Raw genomic sequence first — 17,550 nt, 5'->3', positions numbered from 1 at the left:
TCAAGCGCATCTGCGCATCATGGAAACAACGGACATCCATGTTCATGTGTTCCCCTATGACTACTATGCCGACAAACCCCGTGACACAGTGGGCTTGTCCCGTACGGCCTCAATCATCAACGAAATTCGTGCTGAGGCGACAAATTCGATCTTGGTCGACAACGGTGACTTTCTTCAAGGGAACCCAATGGGCGACTACATCGCCTATGAGCGTGGCATGAAAGAAGGGGACACGCACCCCATCATCAACGCTTTCAACACGGTTGGCTATGATGCTGCAACTCTGGGCAATCACGAATTCAACTACGGGCTGGATTTCCTGGAAAAATCACTCGCGGGCGCAGAGTTCCCGGTCGTTTTGGCCAATGTTGCAAAGGCACAAGGCGCAACTCCGCGCGACGACAAAACGCTGATTAAACCATATACAATTATCGACCGTGAAATCGAAATGGGTGATGGGACCAAGCACTCAATCAAAATCGGTGTCATAGGTTTTACGCCGCCGCAGATCATGAACTGGGACCGAAAGCATCTGGAAGGCAATGTTCAGGCCCGCGATATTGTTGAAACCGCGCGGGCATACGTGCCAGAGATGAAGGAACAAGGATGTGACCTAATCATCGCCCTTTCACATTCTGGGATCGGCGACGCCAATCATGTGGACGGTATGGAAAACGCCTCAGTCGTTTTGGCGGGTGTTGACGGAATCGACGCTCTGGTCACGGGGCACAATCACCTTGTCTTTCCCTCGCCGACATTTGCGGACCGACCCGGCATCGACGTCGAAAAGGGCACCCTGATGGGTAAACCTGCTGTTATGGGCGGCTTCTGGGGCTCACATCTTGGGTTGCTGGACCTGCTGCTGGAACGGGAAGGAAATGAGTGGCGCGTGGTTACCACCACGTCCGAGGCCCGCGCGATTTCCAAACGCAATGAAGACCGCTCAATCACCGCTTTGGTCGGAGACGATCAGAAGGTTCTCGACTCGGTTGCGAAGGATCACGACGAAACGCTCGCCTATGTCCGTCGAGCCGTTGGCAAAACATCTGCCCCGTTGCACAGCTATTTTGCATTGGTCGCTGATGATCCGTCTGTACAGATCGTTTCGATCGCACAGAAATGGTATGTCGAAGAAATGCTGAAAGGCACCGAGCACGAAGGATTGCCGATCCTGTCAGCGGCGGCGCCGTTCAAGGCGGGTGGTCGCGGGGGCCCGGACTATTACACCGACGTCCCGGTCGGGGATGTTGCTATCAAAAATGTGGCTGATCTGTATCTCTATCCCAACACAGTGCGCGCGGTGCGAGTGAACGGTGTGCAACTGCGTGGTTGGCTGGAGCGTTCGGCCGGTATGTTCAACCAGATCGAGCGAGGCTCAGAGGATGCGGTTCTTCTGAATCCAGAGTTTCCATCCTACAATTTCGATGTGATGGATGGCGTAACATACCAGATCGACCTGTCGCAGCCGTCGCGCTTTGGGCCAAAGGGGGAAGAGGTGAATCCCGATGCAGCCCGTATTGTGAACTTGTCCTTCCAAGGCGAACCGGTCACCGATGATATGGAGTTCATCATCGCCACAAACAATTATCGTGCATCGGGTGGCGGTTCATTCCCCGGCGCATTGGGTGATACAACCGTGTTCGAAGCCCCGGACACTAATCGCGACGTTATTGTGCGCTATATTGTCGAACAGGGAACGATCAACCCAAAAGCGGACGGCAACTGGTCATTTGCTCCTTTAGAGAACACAACCGTGCTATTTGAGACCGGCCCTAAGGCCCGAGACTACATCGCCGATGTCAAAGGCGTTTTAATCGAAGACGCCGGAGATGGTGCAGATGGCTTCGCGGCTTTCCGCATCAAGCTCTAGTACAATCGCATGTGCGTACTTTGAGGAAGTCGGAAGTCAACGAAAGCAGCTACCATCAGGCTTACGCTGAACGCCCGCATGCGACTTTCAAAGGCTATAAGCGGTTAGAAATGAACGTTTGATCTGGGCTCGGAGCAGTCCTCGTTGCGCAGTGCATCAGTGAATGCTCTGCGGACAAAGCCGCTGTTTGGTTCCGCCGTAAACGAGACTAAGACGCGGCGAGGGAATTGGATAGTTGCACACCAATTCAACCAAGTACAGACGCTCTTCGCGGAAACAAAAACGAGGTTGACAGCAAGCATATGAGAATGGTCGCATGAGCTATAATCTGATTTGCAGGGATTACAGCCATGAAAGTTCCTTTCAGTGCGACCTTATTCTTTTGTCTCTGTTTGTCCTCGACCTCTGCTTGGGCACAGGAAACCGCCGAGGGTGGACAAGTTGGTGAAATGACCATCTCGGGGGCCGACATGCATGCCCCTGCATCAGATGCGTTTTCGCCTTATGCAGGACGTGACTTTCCAACTAGACCTCTTTGGGGCGACACCCACTTGCATACATCGCTCTCACTCGACGCGCGTGCGTTTGGTGTACTTCTTTCGCCTTCAGACGCGTTTCGGTTTGCGCGTGGAGAAGAAGTAACTACTTCTCACGGCCTACGGGCGAAGCTGTCTCGCCCGTTGGATTGGCTCGTTGTTTCAGACCATTCAGACGCGATGGGCGCGATGAACGAGATCGTCGCGGGGAACGCAACTTTGATGGGCGATCCAACGTTACGCGACTGGAACGACAGGTTGAACCAAGGAGGGAATGTTGCCCTTGGAGCGACAATGGAGGTTATCGAGACTTTCGCTGGAATTACCGGTGAAGCTTTGCCGGAGGCGATTGCTGACCGTCGTTTCGTACAGTCAGTTTGGGATGACTTTACGGAAACTGCAGATGCCTATGATCAACCGGGATCGTTTACCGCGTTTATCGGCTACGAATGGACCTCGACGGAAGGTGGCAACAACTTGCACCGCAATGTCATCTATAGGGACGACAGGATTCGGGCGCGGCAAATGTTGCCGTTTACGACTGCCGAGACATTCAATCCGGAAGATCTGTGGGATTGGATGGAAAGATACGAAGAAACGACAGGCGGACGCGTCCTTGCATTGGCGCACAACGGAAATGTTTCTAATGGTTTGATGTTTCCTGTCGAGACAAACCCCGATACCGGCGAACCGCTCACAGGAGATTACGCGGAAAGACGCGCCAAATGGGAGCCACTGTACGAGATCACTCAGATCAAAGGCGACGGCGAGGCCCACCCGTTCCTGAGCCCAAATGATGAGTTTGCAGATTACGAAACGTGGGACGTCGCAAACCTTGGCCCTGTGCCCAAAGAAGACTGGATGTTGCAGTACGAGTATGCTCGCGAGGCTTTGAAAAATGGCCTGAAGCTTGAGGCGCAGCTTGGGACCAACCCTTACAAGTTCGGTGTCGTTGGGTCTACAGACAGTCACACGGCTTTGGCGACAGCCCAGGAAGATAACTTTTTTGGTAAGCACTCGGGCGTGGAACCTGAGCCTGGGCGTTGGCAGCATGTTGTCGGCGAGTTTGAAGCGACCAAAATTCTGGGCTGGCAGATGGCTGCCTCTGGTTATGCGGCGGTTTGGGCCGAGGAAAATACACGAGCATCTATTTTCGATGCGATGGAACGTAAGGAAGTATATGGGACAACAGGTAGTCGGATCACGGTACGTTTCTTCGGGGGATGGGATTTCGAAGAAAACGACGCTCAATCGCGGCTTCCTGCGAAGATTGGTTATGACAAAGGCGTACCCATGGGGGCAGATCTACCGGAAGCGCCCGGTGATGCCTTAGCGCCAAATTTTCTCGTCGCTGCACTCAAAGATCCGTACTCGGGTAATCTGGATCGTATTCAGATAGTCAAGGGCTGGGTAACAGAAGACGGTGAGACACAAGAAAAGGTTTTTGATGTCGTCTGGTCCGGCGATCGGGATCTCGGCGCGGAAGGCAAGCTGCCGCCTGTCGGCAACACCGTGGACGTCGAAACCGGTACGTTCACGAACTCAATCGGATCGCCAGAATTGATAACCGTCTGGTCTGATCCCGAATTTGATCCGGAACAAAAGGCTTTTTACTACGCGCGCGTGCTGGAAATCCCCACGCCGCGATGGACGGTTTACGAAGCTATTAGGTTCGGCGACGAACTACCCGAAGAAGTACCGACATCCACACAAGAACGGGCTTATACTTCGCCCATTTGGTACACTCCGGAGGGATAGCACCTCACCAAAAACGCGCTCATGTTTCAGGGCGAAAATGGGTTCATTGTAGTCGTTCGCCCAAATTCATTGAACGTCTACTTTACGGACAAAGCAGACGTTAAATTTGAATTCAGAGCCTGTTTTGGATGATGCACTCGAGCCGACAACGGGATACACTATCGACTATTCTCCACCGATGCCATTCGGCGGAAGCACAGCATTGCTACCATAGATTGAATTAGTTTCATCCCAAATCTGCTTAAGCAAGTCTTCCATAAAAAGGTCACCCGACTTGGTAAACTCTGAAAGCTTTTCTCGGGGTTCATCCTCAGCGACTTTGGGTCGAGTTGGCGGTGAAGGCCAGATCTCCTCATCAACGACCGCCATTCGTACTTTAATGTCGTCCTTCGTAACGTTGAAGACCATATAATCTTGCGCCAAAGCGAGCGGCCCATCGTAGACTTTGCGGATTTCTTCGATTTGTTCTGGTAGAGTGTCGTGGTCGTTAAAGAAATGATACGCAACTGCAATACGCGGCTCTGTCATTGCCATGAGCTTGCCAAATTGACTTGGTGAAGTGTGCAGCAGTGTCCCAAGCAAAAGCGCAAACTCCGGGCCGTAGTTTTGCTTTTCAATTAATGTCTTTGGTGGCGCAAAACTTTCATGCACTGAAATATCGACATCCTTGGTATATTCAACCCACCAAGTAGTTGGGGAGGTATCGCTAGAATATGCGAACTTCATGTCGTTCCACTCAAGTATAAAACTTACGGCACCATCAATCGCATGGACCGCGGGTATCGTACGGATAACGACGTCGTTTTCGTCGTAAATTACCTCGTTGACCCCTTTATAGTCGAACTCGTTGACCTCAATCTGAAGTCCTCGATCATCAAGTTTTCCAATGACCGACGCAACCTCCCATGCATACATTTTCTGCATGTGTTCCATCGATGCCTTCGTGCCAAGTTCTGGCGTTCTACCGCTTGGCCCCCAAACTCTTAAGGGAAAGGTTCGGTTAGCTTTAAGTCCACTGATCCAGAGTGAGGGCAAGTCAGCCATATGGTCCAGATGGAGGTGTCCGAGAAATACTTTATCGAGGTAGTCATAGGGAATCTTCATCGCCGATATCCTACTCATCGATTGCGCACCGATATCGAATAGAAATTTGTCACCATTTCCAAGCTCGACTAACCAGCAGGCTGCCGCCTGCTTTGGTCGAACTGTCGGCATCCCTGTGCCGCAGGCAGTAACACGCATTTCATCCGGCGCTAGTGCCTCTGTTCCCGGGTAATAAACGTCGTGTTCTGGCAGCGGCTCGGTGGGCGACACCTGCGCCCAACCCGAAACACTCCCGGCCAAAAGAACAAGCACAGAAATAGTGGTTCCAATGAATCCTTCTCTCATTTCTAGACCCTCCCCTAAAAGTTATCGATGTTCGTTCGGTTTGAACGCAATGCCCTGTGTTTGGAAACATCCATCTACATGTTCCCGAATTGGGTACGCATCCACAGCTCAGAATCTGAACTTGACGCCAAGAACCGGCCCGTGCTGTTCGACGTCATATTCGAACGCCCCTGTTGAAAGCGTGTCGCTGTAGTCCATGCTGAAGTAACGCCATCCAATGAACAGCGAAGTTGTCTCCCATGGACGCCAATCTACACCAACATTGGCTCCGACTTGCAGGTCGTTACCGCCTGCGCCAAAGCCGCCAAGTTCCAGGGATGCAATTGCGGTCCACCGCTCGTTAAGCACCCAAGTGCCGCGTGCGCCGACTACGGGTTCCCACCAGCCTTCATCGCCGCCCAATACCGGTATTGGTGCCGGAGATGTCACCGTTATCTCTTGGCGCAAAGAGTTGTAACGCACACCTGCTTGCAGATCGATAGCGTAGCGCTGCCCGTTACCCCCGATAGCGTCAACGGCCTTGTACGCCGCAAGTAAACCCAGCCATTCCTGTCGAATATCAGCGCTGAACGGAGCGCTTCCAGGCGTGGGCAAACTGCCGTCGGCTTCAAGTGACACATAGTTGGCATCTATTATGAAACCCCAATCGCCGCGCCAGGCTTCGTATCGACCGGCGGCGGCGAAATCGAGGAGCTCCAGCGCGTCGCCAAAATCCAGGTCAAGTGGGACTGTCACTCCTGCAACCGTCGAGTCCCCGCTGGTTCTTGCTGGTAGGAACGCATAGACCGAAAGTGTATGGCGCCATTCTGTTTCGCTTTGTCCGGCAAGCGGAATTGGTTCTGCGAGAGCAGTCGCCGGTACTAGGCCTAGCGCAATAGTTGCTATCAAGCTTGAAAGATCATTTTTCATGGTCCACTGCTTCCTTTCGCTTCGCGTATCCTGCACCCGTAGATCTTATTTGGCCCACGAGAGCCCTTTCGCTGGTTATTTCGAATTGCGCGCGAACCAGCCGCTCCCACGACGTTCAAATAGCAGAGGCTACGTGCTTTTGTACGCTGACGTCTATACAAACTAAACGGTGCCGTATAGTTGTTCTGTATAACACCATGCGTTACGTGTTGTACATGACCCAGATCAAAAGAGAACGTCGCGTTAGCAAAGAAGACTGGTTACGTGCCGCGTTGGACTTGTTGAAACGCAGTGGGATCGAAGCTGTTCGCGTAGAAAAGCTTGCCGCGGAGCTTAATGTATCGAAGAGCGGCTTCTACTATCACTTTGGTAGCAGGGACGGTTTGCACAATGCTTTGCTTAACTACTGGCTAGAGCTTGACCAAGAACCCATTGAAGATACCAAAACGCTAGTTGAGCAATCACCGGAAAGTCGACTTGCGTTTGTTTATGAACATGTAGACCGAGCTCAACTCGTCCAATTGGATACAGCTATCAGGCAATGGGCATATCAAAGCCCTAAGGTTCGTCGAGTTTGGCGCAGGCAGATGAAACACAGGCTAGCTGTCATTCGTCAGCTTTTTTCTGAGATAGGGTTTGCTGGTGACGAACTCGAAATGAGAACTCGTCTGTTTCTCGGCTACCAAGTCAGTGAGCGAGAGCTGTTCCCCGATCTGACCGCAATAAACCGAAAGAAACTCCGTGATCTGCGGCTAAAGCTCCTATCGAAGCCATGAAAGCTGCTTCCTCCAAGCAGTCTTGAACGACCGCTCAGGGCTCGTTGCAGCCGTTCGCTGCACTTGGGATGAACGCCCACTATGCGAACAAAGTAGACGCGTGAACTCAGCCGCGAGAAAACTCCGCACACAACTGGCAAACTGGCTCAATGCTGTGGTCAGAACCTGACTCTGAACGCCAGCCCAACCAATGGCGCTGTTTCATAGCTCTGACGACTAATTTCCAATCCATTCGCATCATCTAGCGTCAGGCGGCCGTCAAATTCTGCGCCAGCAAAGACACTTAATGAAACCCCAGGGTTCGGGTTATACCCAACAGAAAGAACTACAGGGATACTTTTATCCTCACCCACCCCATTCGGGGCAAGGCCATCCCCATCCAACCTGAATCGAATTTTTTCCGATCGCGCGGTCAACGAAATGTCCAAGGCGTCATTCAACGCGTAACTCAGTGTCAGTCCGGGACCTTGCGTCGCTCCGACACCAGAGCCAGTATTCAAGTTCCAGCGATCGTTTATGTCCCAGTCGATCAGCAGGGCTGGAAAAAAATCTGTACCGCTTTCGTCAAATTGAGAAAACGCGCCAAAGGCCGGACCTATCGTCAAGCGCTCGCTCAGTTGCCAAGCAATTCCTGCAAAAATACCATGGGTTCTTCCTTCAGATGAGGAGGCCCCGCTTTGATAGTCCCATCTGATCTGTGGCGACACAAAAACTGTTGCTGTATCACTCACTCGAAGCCGCACAGGAACAGCGACGCGGAGGTCACGGATGTTTTCCCATGGCTGGTTGTTCGATTGGCTGAAGCGATAATCCAGTTTGCCAAAGCTGGTGGAAAGCCCAACTGAATTTCCTCCGTCCAGATTGTATAGTGCGGTCGCACGAAGAAATGTTCGACTTGCAGAGAACTCGCCACCGCCGCTCAAATCCGCATCCCCTTGAAATGCGGCAAGCCCATCAACTTGATACGCCCAACCTAGCCGCGGCTGTGCAGCCAACGGAAACGCTGTGAAACATAGGGAAATAGTTCCAAAGCAACACGTTAGAATAAGGTTTTTCATATGACGTTTCCTAAGTGACGCTGGTTCCCTTTCGGGTTGCCACTCCTGAACCAGCGGTTCAAGTGCTTTCAAGTCTGTTATGCGGACAAAGCTGCTGATCGAAGAGCGTGCGTAATCGTCAAAGGTTCGAAAAAGTTAGCGGCGAACGGCTGATATGATGACAGACGGGGCCGGGACAAGAAAACCGCCATTGTGCATGTTGCCTAAAGAGCGAGTGCGTTCCGCCAGATCAGAGCGAATTGAATCTCGTTTCATAGCAGGTTGCGATCTTAATAGTGACGCCGCGCGAACGGCACCCTGGTCAAATGCATCAAACAAGTCCTCAGGGTGTTGTACGTGCAATTCAGAAGGCACATCGAACAACTGAAACTCTGCAAATCCCGCTTGAGTGACCATAGGCTCAGCAGAAGAACGGTCGGCAAGCATATGGGCATCCGGTCCTAAAGGCAGTTCTACAGACGGATCGCCCAGTCGCCCAACCGCATCGAACAACCAACCGAAAGCACCATCTGATCCTTTCCCCTTCCAGATTGAAAACGCGATTCGCCCTCCTGGTCTCAAAACCCTTGCCGCCTCCGCCAAACCGCGTTCAGGATCGGGAAAGTGCGGGACACCAAAACCAATAGTGACGGCGTCAAAGCTGCTATCAGCAAAGTCCATTGACATCGCATCTCCTTGAATGAAGGAAGCGTCTGGCACAGCTGATTGAGCAAGAGATATCATAACTCCCGAGAAGTCGAGCCCCGTTACGGATGCCCCTCTTGCCGACAGTTCTGCAGCAACAACACCATGCCCGGTGCATAAATCAAGAACCGTTGACTTGGGTCCTGCGGAAACCGCATCCGAGAGCCTCTGCGCAACAAGGCGCGTGGCTTGGTGAAATCCATCTGCATAACCTTTGGCGATAGCTGGATTGGCCCAGCCTTCGCGCTCCATCTTTTCAAAATCACTTAGGCCGTTCATGCACCCTCCAAGCCGGGCCAGAGTAGCATCAACGTTTTTTTACACCAACAGAAGCGTTCTTTGCGCCAAATGGTAGCCTCGCTAAAGCGTCCGCACTGATCTCGATGGCTGCGTTCGCCATAGTTTTGCGAACGACCGAAATACGGACAAAGCTGCCATTCGGCTCGAGCGACTGGCCCGTCAGGATAGAGCTATCTCCAAACGGTCCAACGCATTGGGCGGCCACACCTCATCGAATTTGTAAAATTCCTCAAAGATAGGAATGTCTTTGCTGAGTGGCACCCAGGCCTGCTTGCTGTTGGTGAAAATCTGTACATCCGGAGGACATTGATCCGGGTTGTTCAATGTTCCGACGCGCACGTACCTTAGCTTGCCAAGGCGGATCATGTAGCTGCTAAAAACGGCGACGCCACAATCTCTACAGCGCGTAATGATCTGACCTTTCCCGCTTGGAGTAGAGAGCTCATGTTCAGTGATTGGCCCCTCAAACTGCACGCGATCTGCCTCAATGATGGCGTTCAAGACGTAGGCCGCTCCGGTTTGTCGCTGACATTCGCCGCAGTGGCAGCAATGCACGAACATGGGTGGTGACGTCATTTGATACGTTACGGCTCCGCAACCGCATTTCCCCTTGATCATTGTTTCCCCCTAATTGCTTCTTTGCATTCAAGCCATCGCTCTTATTGAACCAGTTCATAATGCTTGATCGAACGCGACTCGACCAATTCGGCTTCCGCCGGATCGATATGCGGGCTCTGGTAGTTATCGCCGACAAAAGCCTTTAGTGACTCCAGGTTTTCCCAAATCATCACAAAGCTGAACTCTCGCGGTGTGTCAGCACGTGCGGCACCAGGAAACACTTGAACGATGCCCTTGGTACCTCTCATCAAGGGGATAGCTGTTTCATGGAAGAACTTGCTGAACTCTTCCTCTTTGCCCGGCCGTGTCACGACCTGAAAAATACGCATGATCATTCATCCGACCTCCGTAAAGTACGGTTCCTGAATGTATGAGCGCCTCTGGTTCCGCGACCATATCATTTCGTTCCGAGATTGTCTGCTTTGGGCTCGTTGTAGTCATCTGACCAATTCTGTTGGATGATTTCTTTCTGCCAAATTGCCGTCGTCGCGTGACCGCAACCACGCCGGTGATTCAGTCGGCGAATCTATTCTCAAAGACCAGATCACGCATTGTCACGACCCTTCGGTCACAACTACCCTATACCACTTCCTGATTTTCAATGACTTAACAACCATGAGAGTCACGTCTTCCCAGTGTCCGACTAGATGCTTTTGGTCTTCTGACACTCAGATTAATCGCCGGAAGCGGGACAGAGTGTCGGCACTATTGCTGCTGATTTACACTGGAAGTCGCATCAGCGAGATTCTGACGCTGCGCTGGGGCTATGTAACGTCGCACCATCTGGAATTGCAGGGCAGCAAGACCGGAAGCCGCCGCATTCCTCTACCGAGAGAAGCCTATGACATCCTGATGGAATTGCCTCGTCAACCGGGAAATCCATGTATAAAATTAAGCGCTTCTGACAGTGGACTGCGAAATGACCTGTAGAAATCGTGGCGGCACATACGCAAGACGGCGGGCTTGGAACATTTCCGCATTTACACCCCCATTTGAACCTTCTGATACGTCTCAGAGCCGCGTGTGACGTGTTGAGTTACGAGCGCTCAAAGATCGTTGGCAGATCAGGACGTGGTCCCAGTTCGATGCCTTGTTCGGCGATGCCATTGCCGAGGCTTTAAAGAAGGTACGATACTGCGAGCCTGATCTTCACGATGGAAACCACGCGCGGTGGTCTAACCATACAATGTAGGGCTTGGTTGCTGGATCATCCGAGGATGACCTACTGGAAATGCGCAGCCACATCGACACCACAAGCGTTAAGCGCGCGCATCGCCATCAGCATATTAGGTTGATAACGACGAAATTTGCAGGCCTTGGAGTTACATTGGCCGCACTTGAAGGCATTCAGGAAAATGAGCTTAGTGATTCTATCGACAGTGTTAGAGCCAAGCTCGCAGAGAGCATTAAGGCGGATCCTCCGCGAGCCGCAAAGAAACTGCATGAAGCCAAGAGTAGGCATCGGTTTACTGCGTAAACCACTGAAGGTCGGCCGCATGCATTTGTGCCGTGTCCATTTGGGCAGTTTGAGTCCTATGCAGCGGTCGCCACGACAACAGGATGCTGCGAGTGCATTCGACAGCATCGAACCCAATTTCCGACTTAAAATTCAAGTCGTATCGTTCACCGCTTCTCCGGATTTCGTTGATCGTATTCAAACTGTTCCCAGAGATGCATCTTCCCTGTCTGACGCGCATTAGCCAACCACAACTTTTTGCGCACACCCGGAACTTCCAAATGCTTGTATTTACCTTCAGAAAACTTGGGCCAATCGATTGCCAATCCCATCTTCACAAGTTCAGCTGATAAATCTCGACCATCAGGTAAAGTACAACGCGCAACAGTACGGCCGTAATGATCCACGTCAGTTACTACCGCTTTTACTTTGTGACCTTTGCAAAGTTTCACCATCGCCCATTTTGCCTTCTGCCCAAAAGGATGATCGATCTCGGGTGCGTCAATACCGAACAATCGTATCTGCGTTTTGTTGATGACGATTGTATCGCCATCCGTAACCCATGCTTTCCCTTGCAGAACTATTCTTACCGGTAAATGCTCTGCAATTTTGACATCAAATGGTGTGGGTTGCCGTCTTGAAGACTGCGTAACAGACTTTGGCTTTTCGGGAGTTTGGCGATACTGAGCGGAGTTCTCGAATTTAGCCCTGCTATTTGAGCGAGGCGCAAAGCGAAATGCCAAAAAAACGAGGCCAAAAAGGATTAAAGGGGCCAATACTGCCACGTCTTCCAATTCGGTTGTACTGAACAGAAAATCAAATTGATGCGTAGCTATTTCCGATGTTGCTTGATCGGCGCGCAATTTGGGCCGCAAAGAGCTGGTGAGAGGTGGAAGGGAATTGGACATGTCGGTCACGATGAAACTCAAGCAAAAAGGCTTTGGGCTAAAATAGAGAGTATGACCGACGAGCACTTTTGATTTTATGCCATTTTTCTTCGTGTATTTGACTTTATTGGCGAGTGGGTTGTGCCGAGGCTTGACAACGCCCCAATGAGCAACACCCAAGCTGCCGGACAGCAGAAACGTTCGGAACTTAAAATGGGCGCTCAGCACAAACAGCAGTTCCGTTGGATAAGTTGTGGATAGCCTGAGCAGCCTCATCTGACTGGTCCAAATTGATTGTTAGTGCATCGTCGGCCTGCGATCCATTGGTATGATGGTTTCGGGCGCTGGCGGGCGATAGCCCAGTGCACTGTGGGGCCGCTTTGTGTTGTAGTATCTCCTCCATTGTTCGATCAGAATTTGAGCTTCGCGCAGGCTGTAGAAGATCTCACCGTTGAGCAACTCGTCCCTTAACCTGCCGTTGAAGCTTTCACAGTGTCCGTTCTCCCAAGGGCTGCCAGGTTCGATGTAAGCCGTCTTGGCGCCAACGGCGGCGATCCAGCCTTGGACAGCCTGGGCGACAAATTCCGGTCCATTGTCAGAACGTATGAAACTCGGCGCACCGCGAAGTATGAACAGACCCGTCGTCGCAACGCTGTACTCCGGGGAGGGCCGCTAATGGCCCTCATCACCCAGATCCCCAAGAACAGCCACGAGGAATACCGTGTCAGCCGGAATGACTTTCAGGGGCATGACCTCATCAATATCCGCGTGTTCTTCACCTCAAAAGACGGAGAGATGCTACCGGGCAAGCAAGGCGTCGCCTTCAAGGCGGAGTTGCTGCCGGAGTTCATAGACGCGCTCAACAAGGCGGAGGCGGCTTAGATGGGGCGCGACAAGAGAAACGAAAAGCGCGTCGAGCATTGGACCAAGCTTGTTCGCAACATGATGGAGGAGCCCGCCTGGCGGGCCCTCTCGTCCACCGCGCAGGCCTTGTATCCATGGCTTAGGCTGGAATGGCACGGAGCGGCCAACAATAACAACGGCAGGATTTGCTTGAGCGTCAGACAAGCCGCTGACCGGTTAGGCGTGTCGTACAACACAGCCGCCAAAGGGTTTCGTGAATTACAGGCGAAGGGCTTCATCGCCGTGACGCGTCCGCCCAAACTCGGCACCAGTGGCGTCGCATCATCTCCGCTGTTTGAACTGACCGAAATTTCGCTACCGACCGCACACAGGGAGGCAGGTCGCAGATTGTACAAGCAGTGGTCTGAAGGGGCAGATTTCCCGGTCGTAAAAGCTCCAGTTCACAATCCGACTGGCAAGGGCGGAAAAACAAAACCCTGTCTAAATAACTGCGACGAGACCGTCGTAGATTTTGCGACGAGAATGACGGAGGCGACGCAATAAATGCGACGGGCCGTATCAATATTTGCGACGAAAACGCCCGATTTCGGCAAGTCCCCCGTCGCAATATTTAAGACATCCTTAATCTACCAGGGGGTCTGGGGGAAACGGACACCTTCAACACTAACAATCTAACAAGCGAGGCATGAGCAATGACGGATGAACCCGACCGAAAAAACGGAACCAATACGGACGAACGAAACCCGGATGGGACCTTTGCGACTGGTAATCCCGGCAAGCCCAGAGGAACCCGAAACCGGGTCTCTCGGGCAGTAGAGGAACTGCTTGAGGGGCAATCGGAGGCAATCACGCAAAAAGCGGTTGAGTTGGCGCTTGAGGGTGACAGCACGGCCCTCCGTCTTTGTCTGGAGCGGATTGCGCCCACCAGAAAGGACGCACCGGTCAGTTTTGACCTTCCCCCCATCAGATCCGCTGCCGACGCCTCAGAGGCCGCACAGGCGGTGCTACAAGCCGTTTCTCAGGGTGACGTGACACCTTTGGAGGGAGCGACGGTCATGGGGCTTATTGAGCAATACAGGCGGGTTCTGGAAACGACGGAACTAGAGAAACGAATAGCAGCTTTGGAGGCTTCAAAATGAGTGTTCGTAGCAGGGTGGAAAAACTGGAAAAGGACGCAGGAAACCAGTTCAAAGTCGTCGTCACTCAGGGCGAGTTCTTTGACAAGCACGGGAACCCAATTTCGACCGAAAACGGCTGGCCCCCCAGTCTAAGAGAGGACGTTCATCGTGCCATAGTGAGCGTTTCGGATTCAGAGGAAACTGTCACTTTGCAACGGAGACAAGACGAGTCGGGCGCTGAGTTTATGCGTCGCTTCGACCAGACAGGCATCGAGATAGGTAAGAAGGTTGGCGCGACCGTTAGCCTGCCCTGGGATGCCAAGTGGACTTAATTGCATGTTTGAGCTTCGAGCCAGCCGGAGTCTGAGCGTGAAAAGACTGATTAGGATCATATTGACCAGCTCTTGGCCTACCAAGACAGGTACTGCCGCTCAGGTTCTAGCCCAAGGATTACTATTCGTGACAATCTCCTCTGGCTTGTGTCTCTTCGTTGCCATGCTGATCTTCGGTTTTCCCAAGCATAATGGCGGACCACTTCATTGGGGGAGGATCAGGCCAACTCATTTTGGCGTTTCAGTCGCGGCAATCATTTTGGCGACTCAGGCCGATGACCGCACCTCCGTTGCTCAAACCCCTAATTTTGCCTGAAGAGTGCTGGCTTCAGGCACCTGGGGTCAACAGTCAAGGTTACTCTGCCGCGATCGCTTTTTCTCGCTGAGTCTTTTCGCCTTCAATCAACAGAGTGCGGGTCGGAAACGGAATATTGATATCGGCTTCGTCCAACGCCTCTTTGACTTTGCGCTTCATGTCCGCCTGGTATTGGAAGTAGTCCGAAGACTTGCACCACACGCGGACAAGAAAATCGACGCTGCTGCTGCCAAGATTGTTCACCTGGATGAACGGTTCGGGGTCAGCCAACGAACGGGCGTCCGACATGATCGTCTCGCGAATGACGCGCTCGGCCTCCGCCAAGTTGACGCCGTATCCAACGCCGAACGTCCACTCGGCACGACGGGTCTCGTAAACGGAATAGTTCTTGATGGTGTTTCCCCACACCTCGGCGTTGGGAACGATAACCTTGACGTTTCCCATATCGGCAATTTCGGTGTAGTTCAGAGTGATGTCTTTAACGGTTCCGAGCACGCCATTCACGTCGACGAAATCGCCGATCTTGAGCGGCCTGAACAGGATGATCATCACGCCGGCTGCAACGTTGGACAATGTGCCTTGCAACGCAAGACCAATGGCCAAACCGGCGGCACCGATCAGCGCAATGATCGACGTCGTCTGCACCCCGAACGTGTTCAGAATGAACAGCCCGGTAAACGCCAGGATCGTATAGCGCGCCAGATTGCCAAGAAAGTTGAACAACGTATCGTCCAGGCGTTCCGATTTTTCACCGACGCCCCGGATCTTCCGGCTGACATATCTTGAAATCACAAGCCCGAGAACAAGAAGGATCAGCGCGGCAATCGTGTTCGCGACGAGGCCAAGAAGGGCCTCGAGCGTCAACAGGTCGCTCAGCGATTTCCCGTCATACAGCTCGGCATTCAGAACTTGCGACAGTTCGGCCCAAACGGTGTTCGTCACGGTCTCTGCGGTCTGTGCAATCTCGTTTTCCATGGGGTTCCTCGTCGTGTCTAATCGCCTGAGTTTTCGTGTCTTGCAGCGCGGCCCTGCCGCGTCAGACCTCGATCACGGCGCTAGAGGCAAAGAACATGGCCTGGCTGACGGCCGATTTGACCTGTTCTTCGGTGTAGGGTTTGGAAATCAAAAAGGCCGGTTCGGGCCCTTTGCCCGTCAGAAGGCGCTCGGGGAATGCGGTAATGAAAATGACGGGACAATCGCCGTGCTGGGCAATGATGCGGTTCACTGCATCGATTCCACTGGATTTGTCCGCCAGTTGGATGTCCGACAGGATCAGGTCGAACGGCTCGCGCTCGGCCAGTTCGATGGCGGCCGTCTCGGTGCGTGCGACCCCTGTGACCCGGTGGCCCTGGTCGGTCACCATAGTTTCAAGATCCATCGCGATGATTGCCTCGTCTTCGATGATCAAAATGCGCCCAGAAGTGTGGCGGGCCATTTCCTCGTAGGCGATATCGATTAGCTTCTGAGCCTCGGCGGGTTCTATCTGCATGATTGTGGCGATATCGCTGACCGAGAACTCTTCGACCGTGCGCAGCAGCAAGGCCTCGCGCGTGTTCGGCGTAAGGCGTGCCAGCTGGGCGTGGGCGCGCGTTTGGATGTCAGAGCTGTGGCCATCTGCGTCAACAGGCATTCCCGATGTTGACCAGATGCTGTGAAACACACGAAACAGCGCGACCCGCGGCGCGAGATCGGCATCGAACTGGGCGGGATCTGCAAGGATCGCTTCAAGCGATGCTGCGGCGTAGGCGTCGCCACTGTCCTGTGAGCCGGTGAGGGCACGGGCATAACGGCGCAGAAACGGCAAGAGCGGGCCAATTTGATCTGCGACGGAAACTCCGGTCAGCTCGGTCATCTATGTTTTCCTCATTTTTTTCTCTAAACTCGGGAACCAAACGCATACTGGGGCGTTATGGTTCCAGCAAAAGTAAAAAATTTTTGATGATGCCATGACAAAACCACAGCCCAGCCGAAGCCATCGGCAAGAAATAGAGCAAAGGATCGACGAAAACCTCAAGCGGGCTTTCGATGAGGTAGCCAACGAACCGGTTCCGGATCGGTTCGTCGATCTTCTTGAAAAACTGCGCAATCAGACCAGTGTTCCCAAAAGCGGTGACACGGGAGGCTCGGATGGTTGATCCCCGAGAAGAGCTTGTCGAACATATTGGCGCGATGCGTGCCTTTGCGATCAGCTTGTGCCGAAACGGGGCCACGGCCGATGACATCGTGCAGGACGCATTGATAAAGGCATGGAGCAATATCGACTCGTTTCAGGAAGGCACCAACATGCGGGCTTGGTTGTTCACCATCGTCCGGAACACCTATTTTTCGCTGCACCGCAAGCGCAAGCGCGAGGTCGAGGATGTGGATGGCGCGATGGCCGAAAGCCTGTCGCAAAAGCCCGACCATGACGGACGGCTGGCGTTGAAGGATTTTGCTGTTGCATTTGACCAACTGACGGATGAACAGCGCGAAGCATTGGTGCTGGTCGGTGCACAGGGATTTTCCTATGAGGAAGCAGCCGAGATGTGCGGCGTCGCTCTTGGTACGATCAAAAGCCGGGTGAACCGTGCCCGCGCGCAACTGGCCGAACTGATGGATTTGGAAGATGACGAACCCATCGAATTGACCGATGCGGTGACGGTGGCGATCGTTCAGACGCAACCGGCGGCCTGACGATCG

Annotated in this window: 18 protein-coding genes and 1 pseudogene; 9 read left to right on the top strand and 10 right to left on the bottom strand. The window is 52.9% G+C overall.

What is annotated here, in order from left to right:
- The first annotated feature begins 19 nt into the window (after positions 1–19).
- The gene (locus ACR0C6_RS15185; protein ID WP_480620020.1) at positions 20–1,870 is read left to right on the top strand and encodes a bifunctional 2',3'-cyclic-nucleotide 2'-phosphodiesterase/3'-nucleotidase; all 1,851 of its coding nucleotides are present in this window, start codon (positions 20–22) and stop codon (positions 1,868–1,870) included.
- A 350-nt stretch (positions 1,871–2,220) separates the two neighbouring features.
- Positions 2,221–4,164 (top strand): DUF3604 domain-containing protein, encoded by a 1,944-nt coding sequence (locus ACR0C6_RS15180; protein ID WP_480620019.1) that lies wholly within the window; start codon positions 2,221–2,223, stop codon positions 4,162–4,164.
- A 165-nt stretch (positions 4,165–4,329) separates the two neighbouring features.
- Here ACR0C6_RS15180 and gntH read toward each other — a convergent pair whose 3' ends face one another.
- Positions 4,330–5,553, bottom strand: a complete 1,224-nt coding sequence (gene gntH / locus ACR0C6_RS15175) for a guanitoxin biosynthesis MBL fold metallo-hydrolase GntH (protein WP_480446600.1) — start codon at positions 5,551–5,553, stop codon at positions 4,330–4,332.
- Positions 5,554–5,661: 108 nt separating this feature from the next.
- A complete protein-coding gene (locus ACR0C6_RS15170) occupies positions 5,662–6,462 on the bottom strand; it encodes an outer membrane protein (protein WP_480446599.1) in 801 nt (266 codons plus the stop codon).
- Positions 6,463–6,677: 215 nt separating this feature from the next.
- On the opposite strand from ACR0C6_RS15170, the gene ACR0C6_RS15165 reads away from it, so the two are divergent.
- A complete protein-coding gene (locus ACR0C6_RS15165; protein WP_480446598.1) occupies positions 6,678–7,238 on the top strand; it encodes a TetR/AcrR family transcriptional regulator in 561 nt (186 codons plus the stop codon).
- A gap of 158 nt (positions 7,239–7,396) precedes the next feature.
- On the opposite strand, the gene ACR0C6_RS15160 is transcribed toward ACR0C6_RS15165, so the two are convergent.
- The 6 genes and pseudogenes from ACR0C6_RS15160 to ACR0C6_RS15135 form a co-directional block, all read right to left on the bottom strand.
- A complete protein-coding gene (locus ACR0C6_RS15160) occupies positions 7,397–8,296 on the bottom strand; it encodes a hypothetical protein (RefSeq protein ID WP_480446597.1) in 900 nt (299 codons plus the stop codon).
- Between the two features lie 135 nt (positions 8,297–8,431).
- Positions 8,432–9,259, bottom strand: a complete 828-nt coding sequence (locus ACR0C6_RS15155; RefSeq protein ID WP_254705291.1) for a class I SAM-dependent methyltransferase — start codon at positions 9,257–9,259, stop codon at positions 8,432–8,434.
- Positions 9,260–9,439: 180 nt separating this feature from the next.
- Positions 9,440–9,898 (bottom strand): GFA family protein, encoded by a 459-nt coding sequence (locus tag ACR0C6_RS15150; RefSeq protein WP_152456702.1) that lies wholly within the window; start codon positions 9,896–9,898, stop codon positions 9,440–9,442.
- Positions 9,899–9,939: 41 nt separating this feature from the next.
- Positions 9,940–10,233, bottom strand: a complete 294-nt coding sequence (locus ACR0C6_RS15145) for a putative quinol monooxygenase (RefSeq protein ID WP_152456701.1) — start codon at positions 10,231–10,233, stop codon at positions 9,940–9,942.
- A gap of 1,288 nt (positions 10,234–11,521) precedes the next feature.
- Positions 11,522–12,517: a thermonuclease family protein gene (locus tag ACR0C6_RS15140; RefSeq protein ID WP_480620018.1), complete on the bottom strand. Its 996-nt coding sequence runs from the start codon at positions 12,515–12,517 to the stop codon at positions 11,522–11,524.
- A 21-nt stretch (positions 12,518–12,538) separates the two neighbouring features.
- Positions 12,539–12,877 (bottom strand): annotated as a pseudogene (locus ACR0C6_RS15135) (integrase core domain-containing protein); the annotation flags it as partial.
- A gap of 39 nt (positions 12,878–12,916) precedes the next feature.
- Between ACR0C6_RS15135 and ACR0C6_RS15130 the strand changes: the two are divergent.
- The 4 genes from ACR0C6_RS15130 (at position 12,917) to ACR0C6_RS15115 (ending at position 14,555) form a co-directional block, all read left to right on the top strand.
- The gene (locus tag ACR0C6_RS15130) at positions 12,917–13,123 is read left to right on the top strand and encodes a transcriptional coactivator p15/PC4 family protein (RefSeq protein ID WP_480446595.1); all 207 of its coding nucleotides are present in this window, start codon (positions 12,917–12,919) and stop codon (positions 13,121–13,123) included.
- Entirely contained in the window at positions 13,124–13,648 is a 525-nt protein-coding gene (locus ACR0C6_RS15125; protein ID WP_480446594.1) for a hypothetical protein, read from the top strand.
- A 149-nt stretch (positions 13,649–13,797) separates the two neighbouring features.
- The gene (locus ACR0C6_RS15120) at positions 13,798–14,244 is read left to right on the top strand and encodes a DUF5681 domain-containing protein (RefSeq protein ID WP_480620017.1); all 447 of its coding nucleotides are present in this window, start codon (positions 13,798–13,800) and stop codon (positions 14,242–14,244) included.
- A complete protein-coding gene (locus ACR0C6_RS15115) occupies positions 14,241–14,555 on the top strand; it encodes a hypothetical protein (RefSeq protein ID WP_480446592.1) in 315 nt (104 codons plus the stop codon). Before ACR0C6_RS15120 ends, ACR0C6_RS15115 begins: the two co-directional genes overlap by 4 nt.
- Before the next feature lie 355 nt (positions 14,556–14,910).
- On the opposite strand, the gene ACR0C6_RS15110 is transcribed toward ACR0C6_RS15115, so the two are convergent.
- On the bottom strand, positions 14,911–15,846 hold the full coding sequence (locus ACR0C6_RS15110) for a mechanosensitive ion channel family protein (RefSeq protein ID WP_171725980.1): 936 nt from the start codon (positions 15,844–15,846) through the stop codon (positions 14,911–14,913).
- 61 nt (positions 15,847–15,907) lie between these two features.
- A complete protein-coding gene (locus ACR0C6_RS15105) occupies positions 15,908–16,723 on the bottom strand; it encodes a response regulator (RefSeq protein ID WP_480446591.1) in 816 nt (271 codons plus the stop codon).
- A gap of 94 nt (positions 16,724–16,817) precedes the next feature.
- Between ACR0C6_RS15105 and ACR0C6_RS15100 the strand changes: the two genes are divergently transcribed.
- Positions 16,818–17,006: a NepR family anti-sigma factor gene (locus ACR0C6_RS15100; protein WP_170452416.1), complete on the top strand. Its 189-nt coding sequence runs from the start codon at positions 16,818–16,820 to the stop codon at positions 17,004–17,006.
- Positions 16,999–17,544, top strand: coding sequence for an RNA polymerase sigma factor (locus tag ACR0C6_RS15095; RefSeq protein WP_480446590.1), 546 nt, complete (start codon positions 16,999–17,001; stop codon positions 17,542–17,544). Before ACR0C6_RS15100 ends, ACR0C6_RS15095 begins: the two co-directional genes overlap by 8 nt.
- The last annotated feature ends 6 nt before the right edge of the window (positions 17,545–17,550 follow it).

The organism is Ruegeria sp. AL12 (assembly GCF_056540885.1).
Note: the sequence above shows the minus strand (reverse complement) of the source record. Positions and strands in the feature narration are given on the sequence as shown.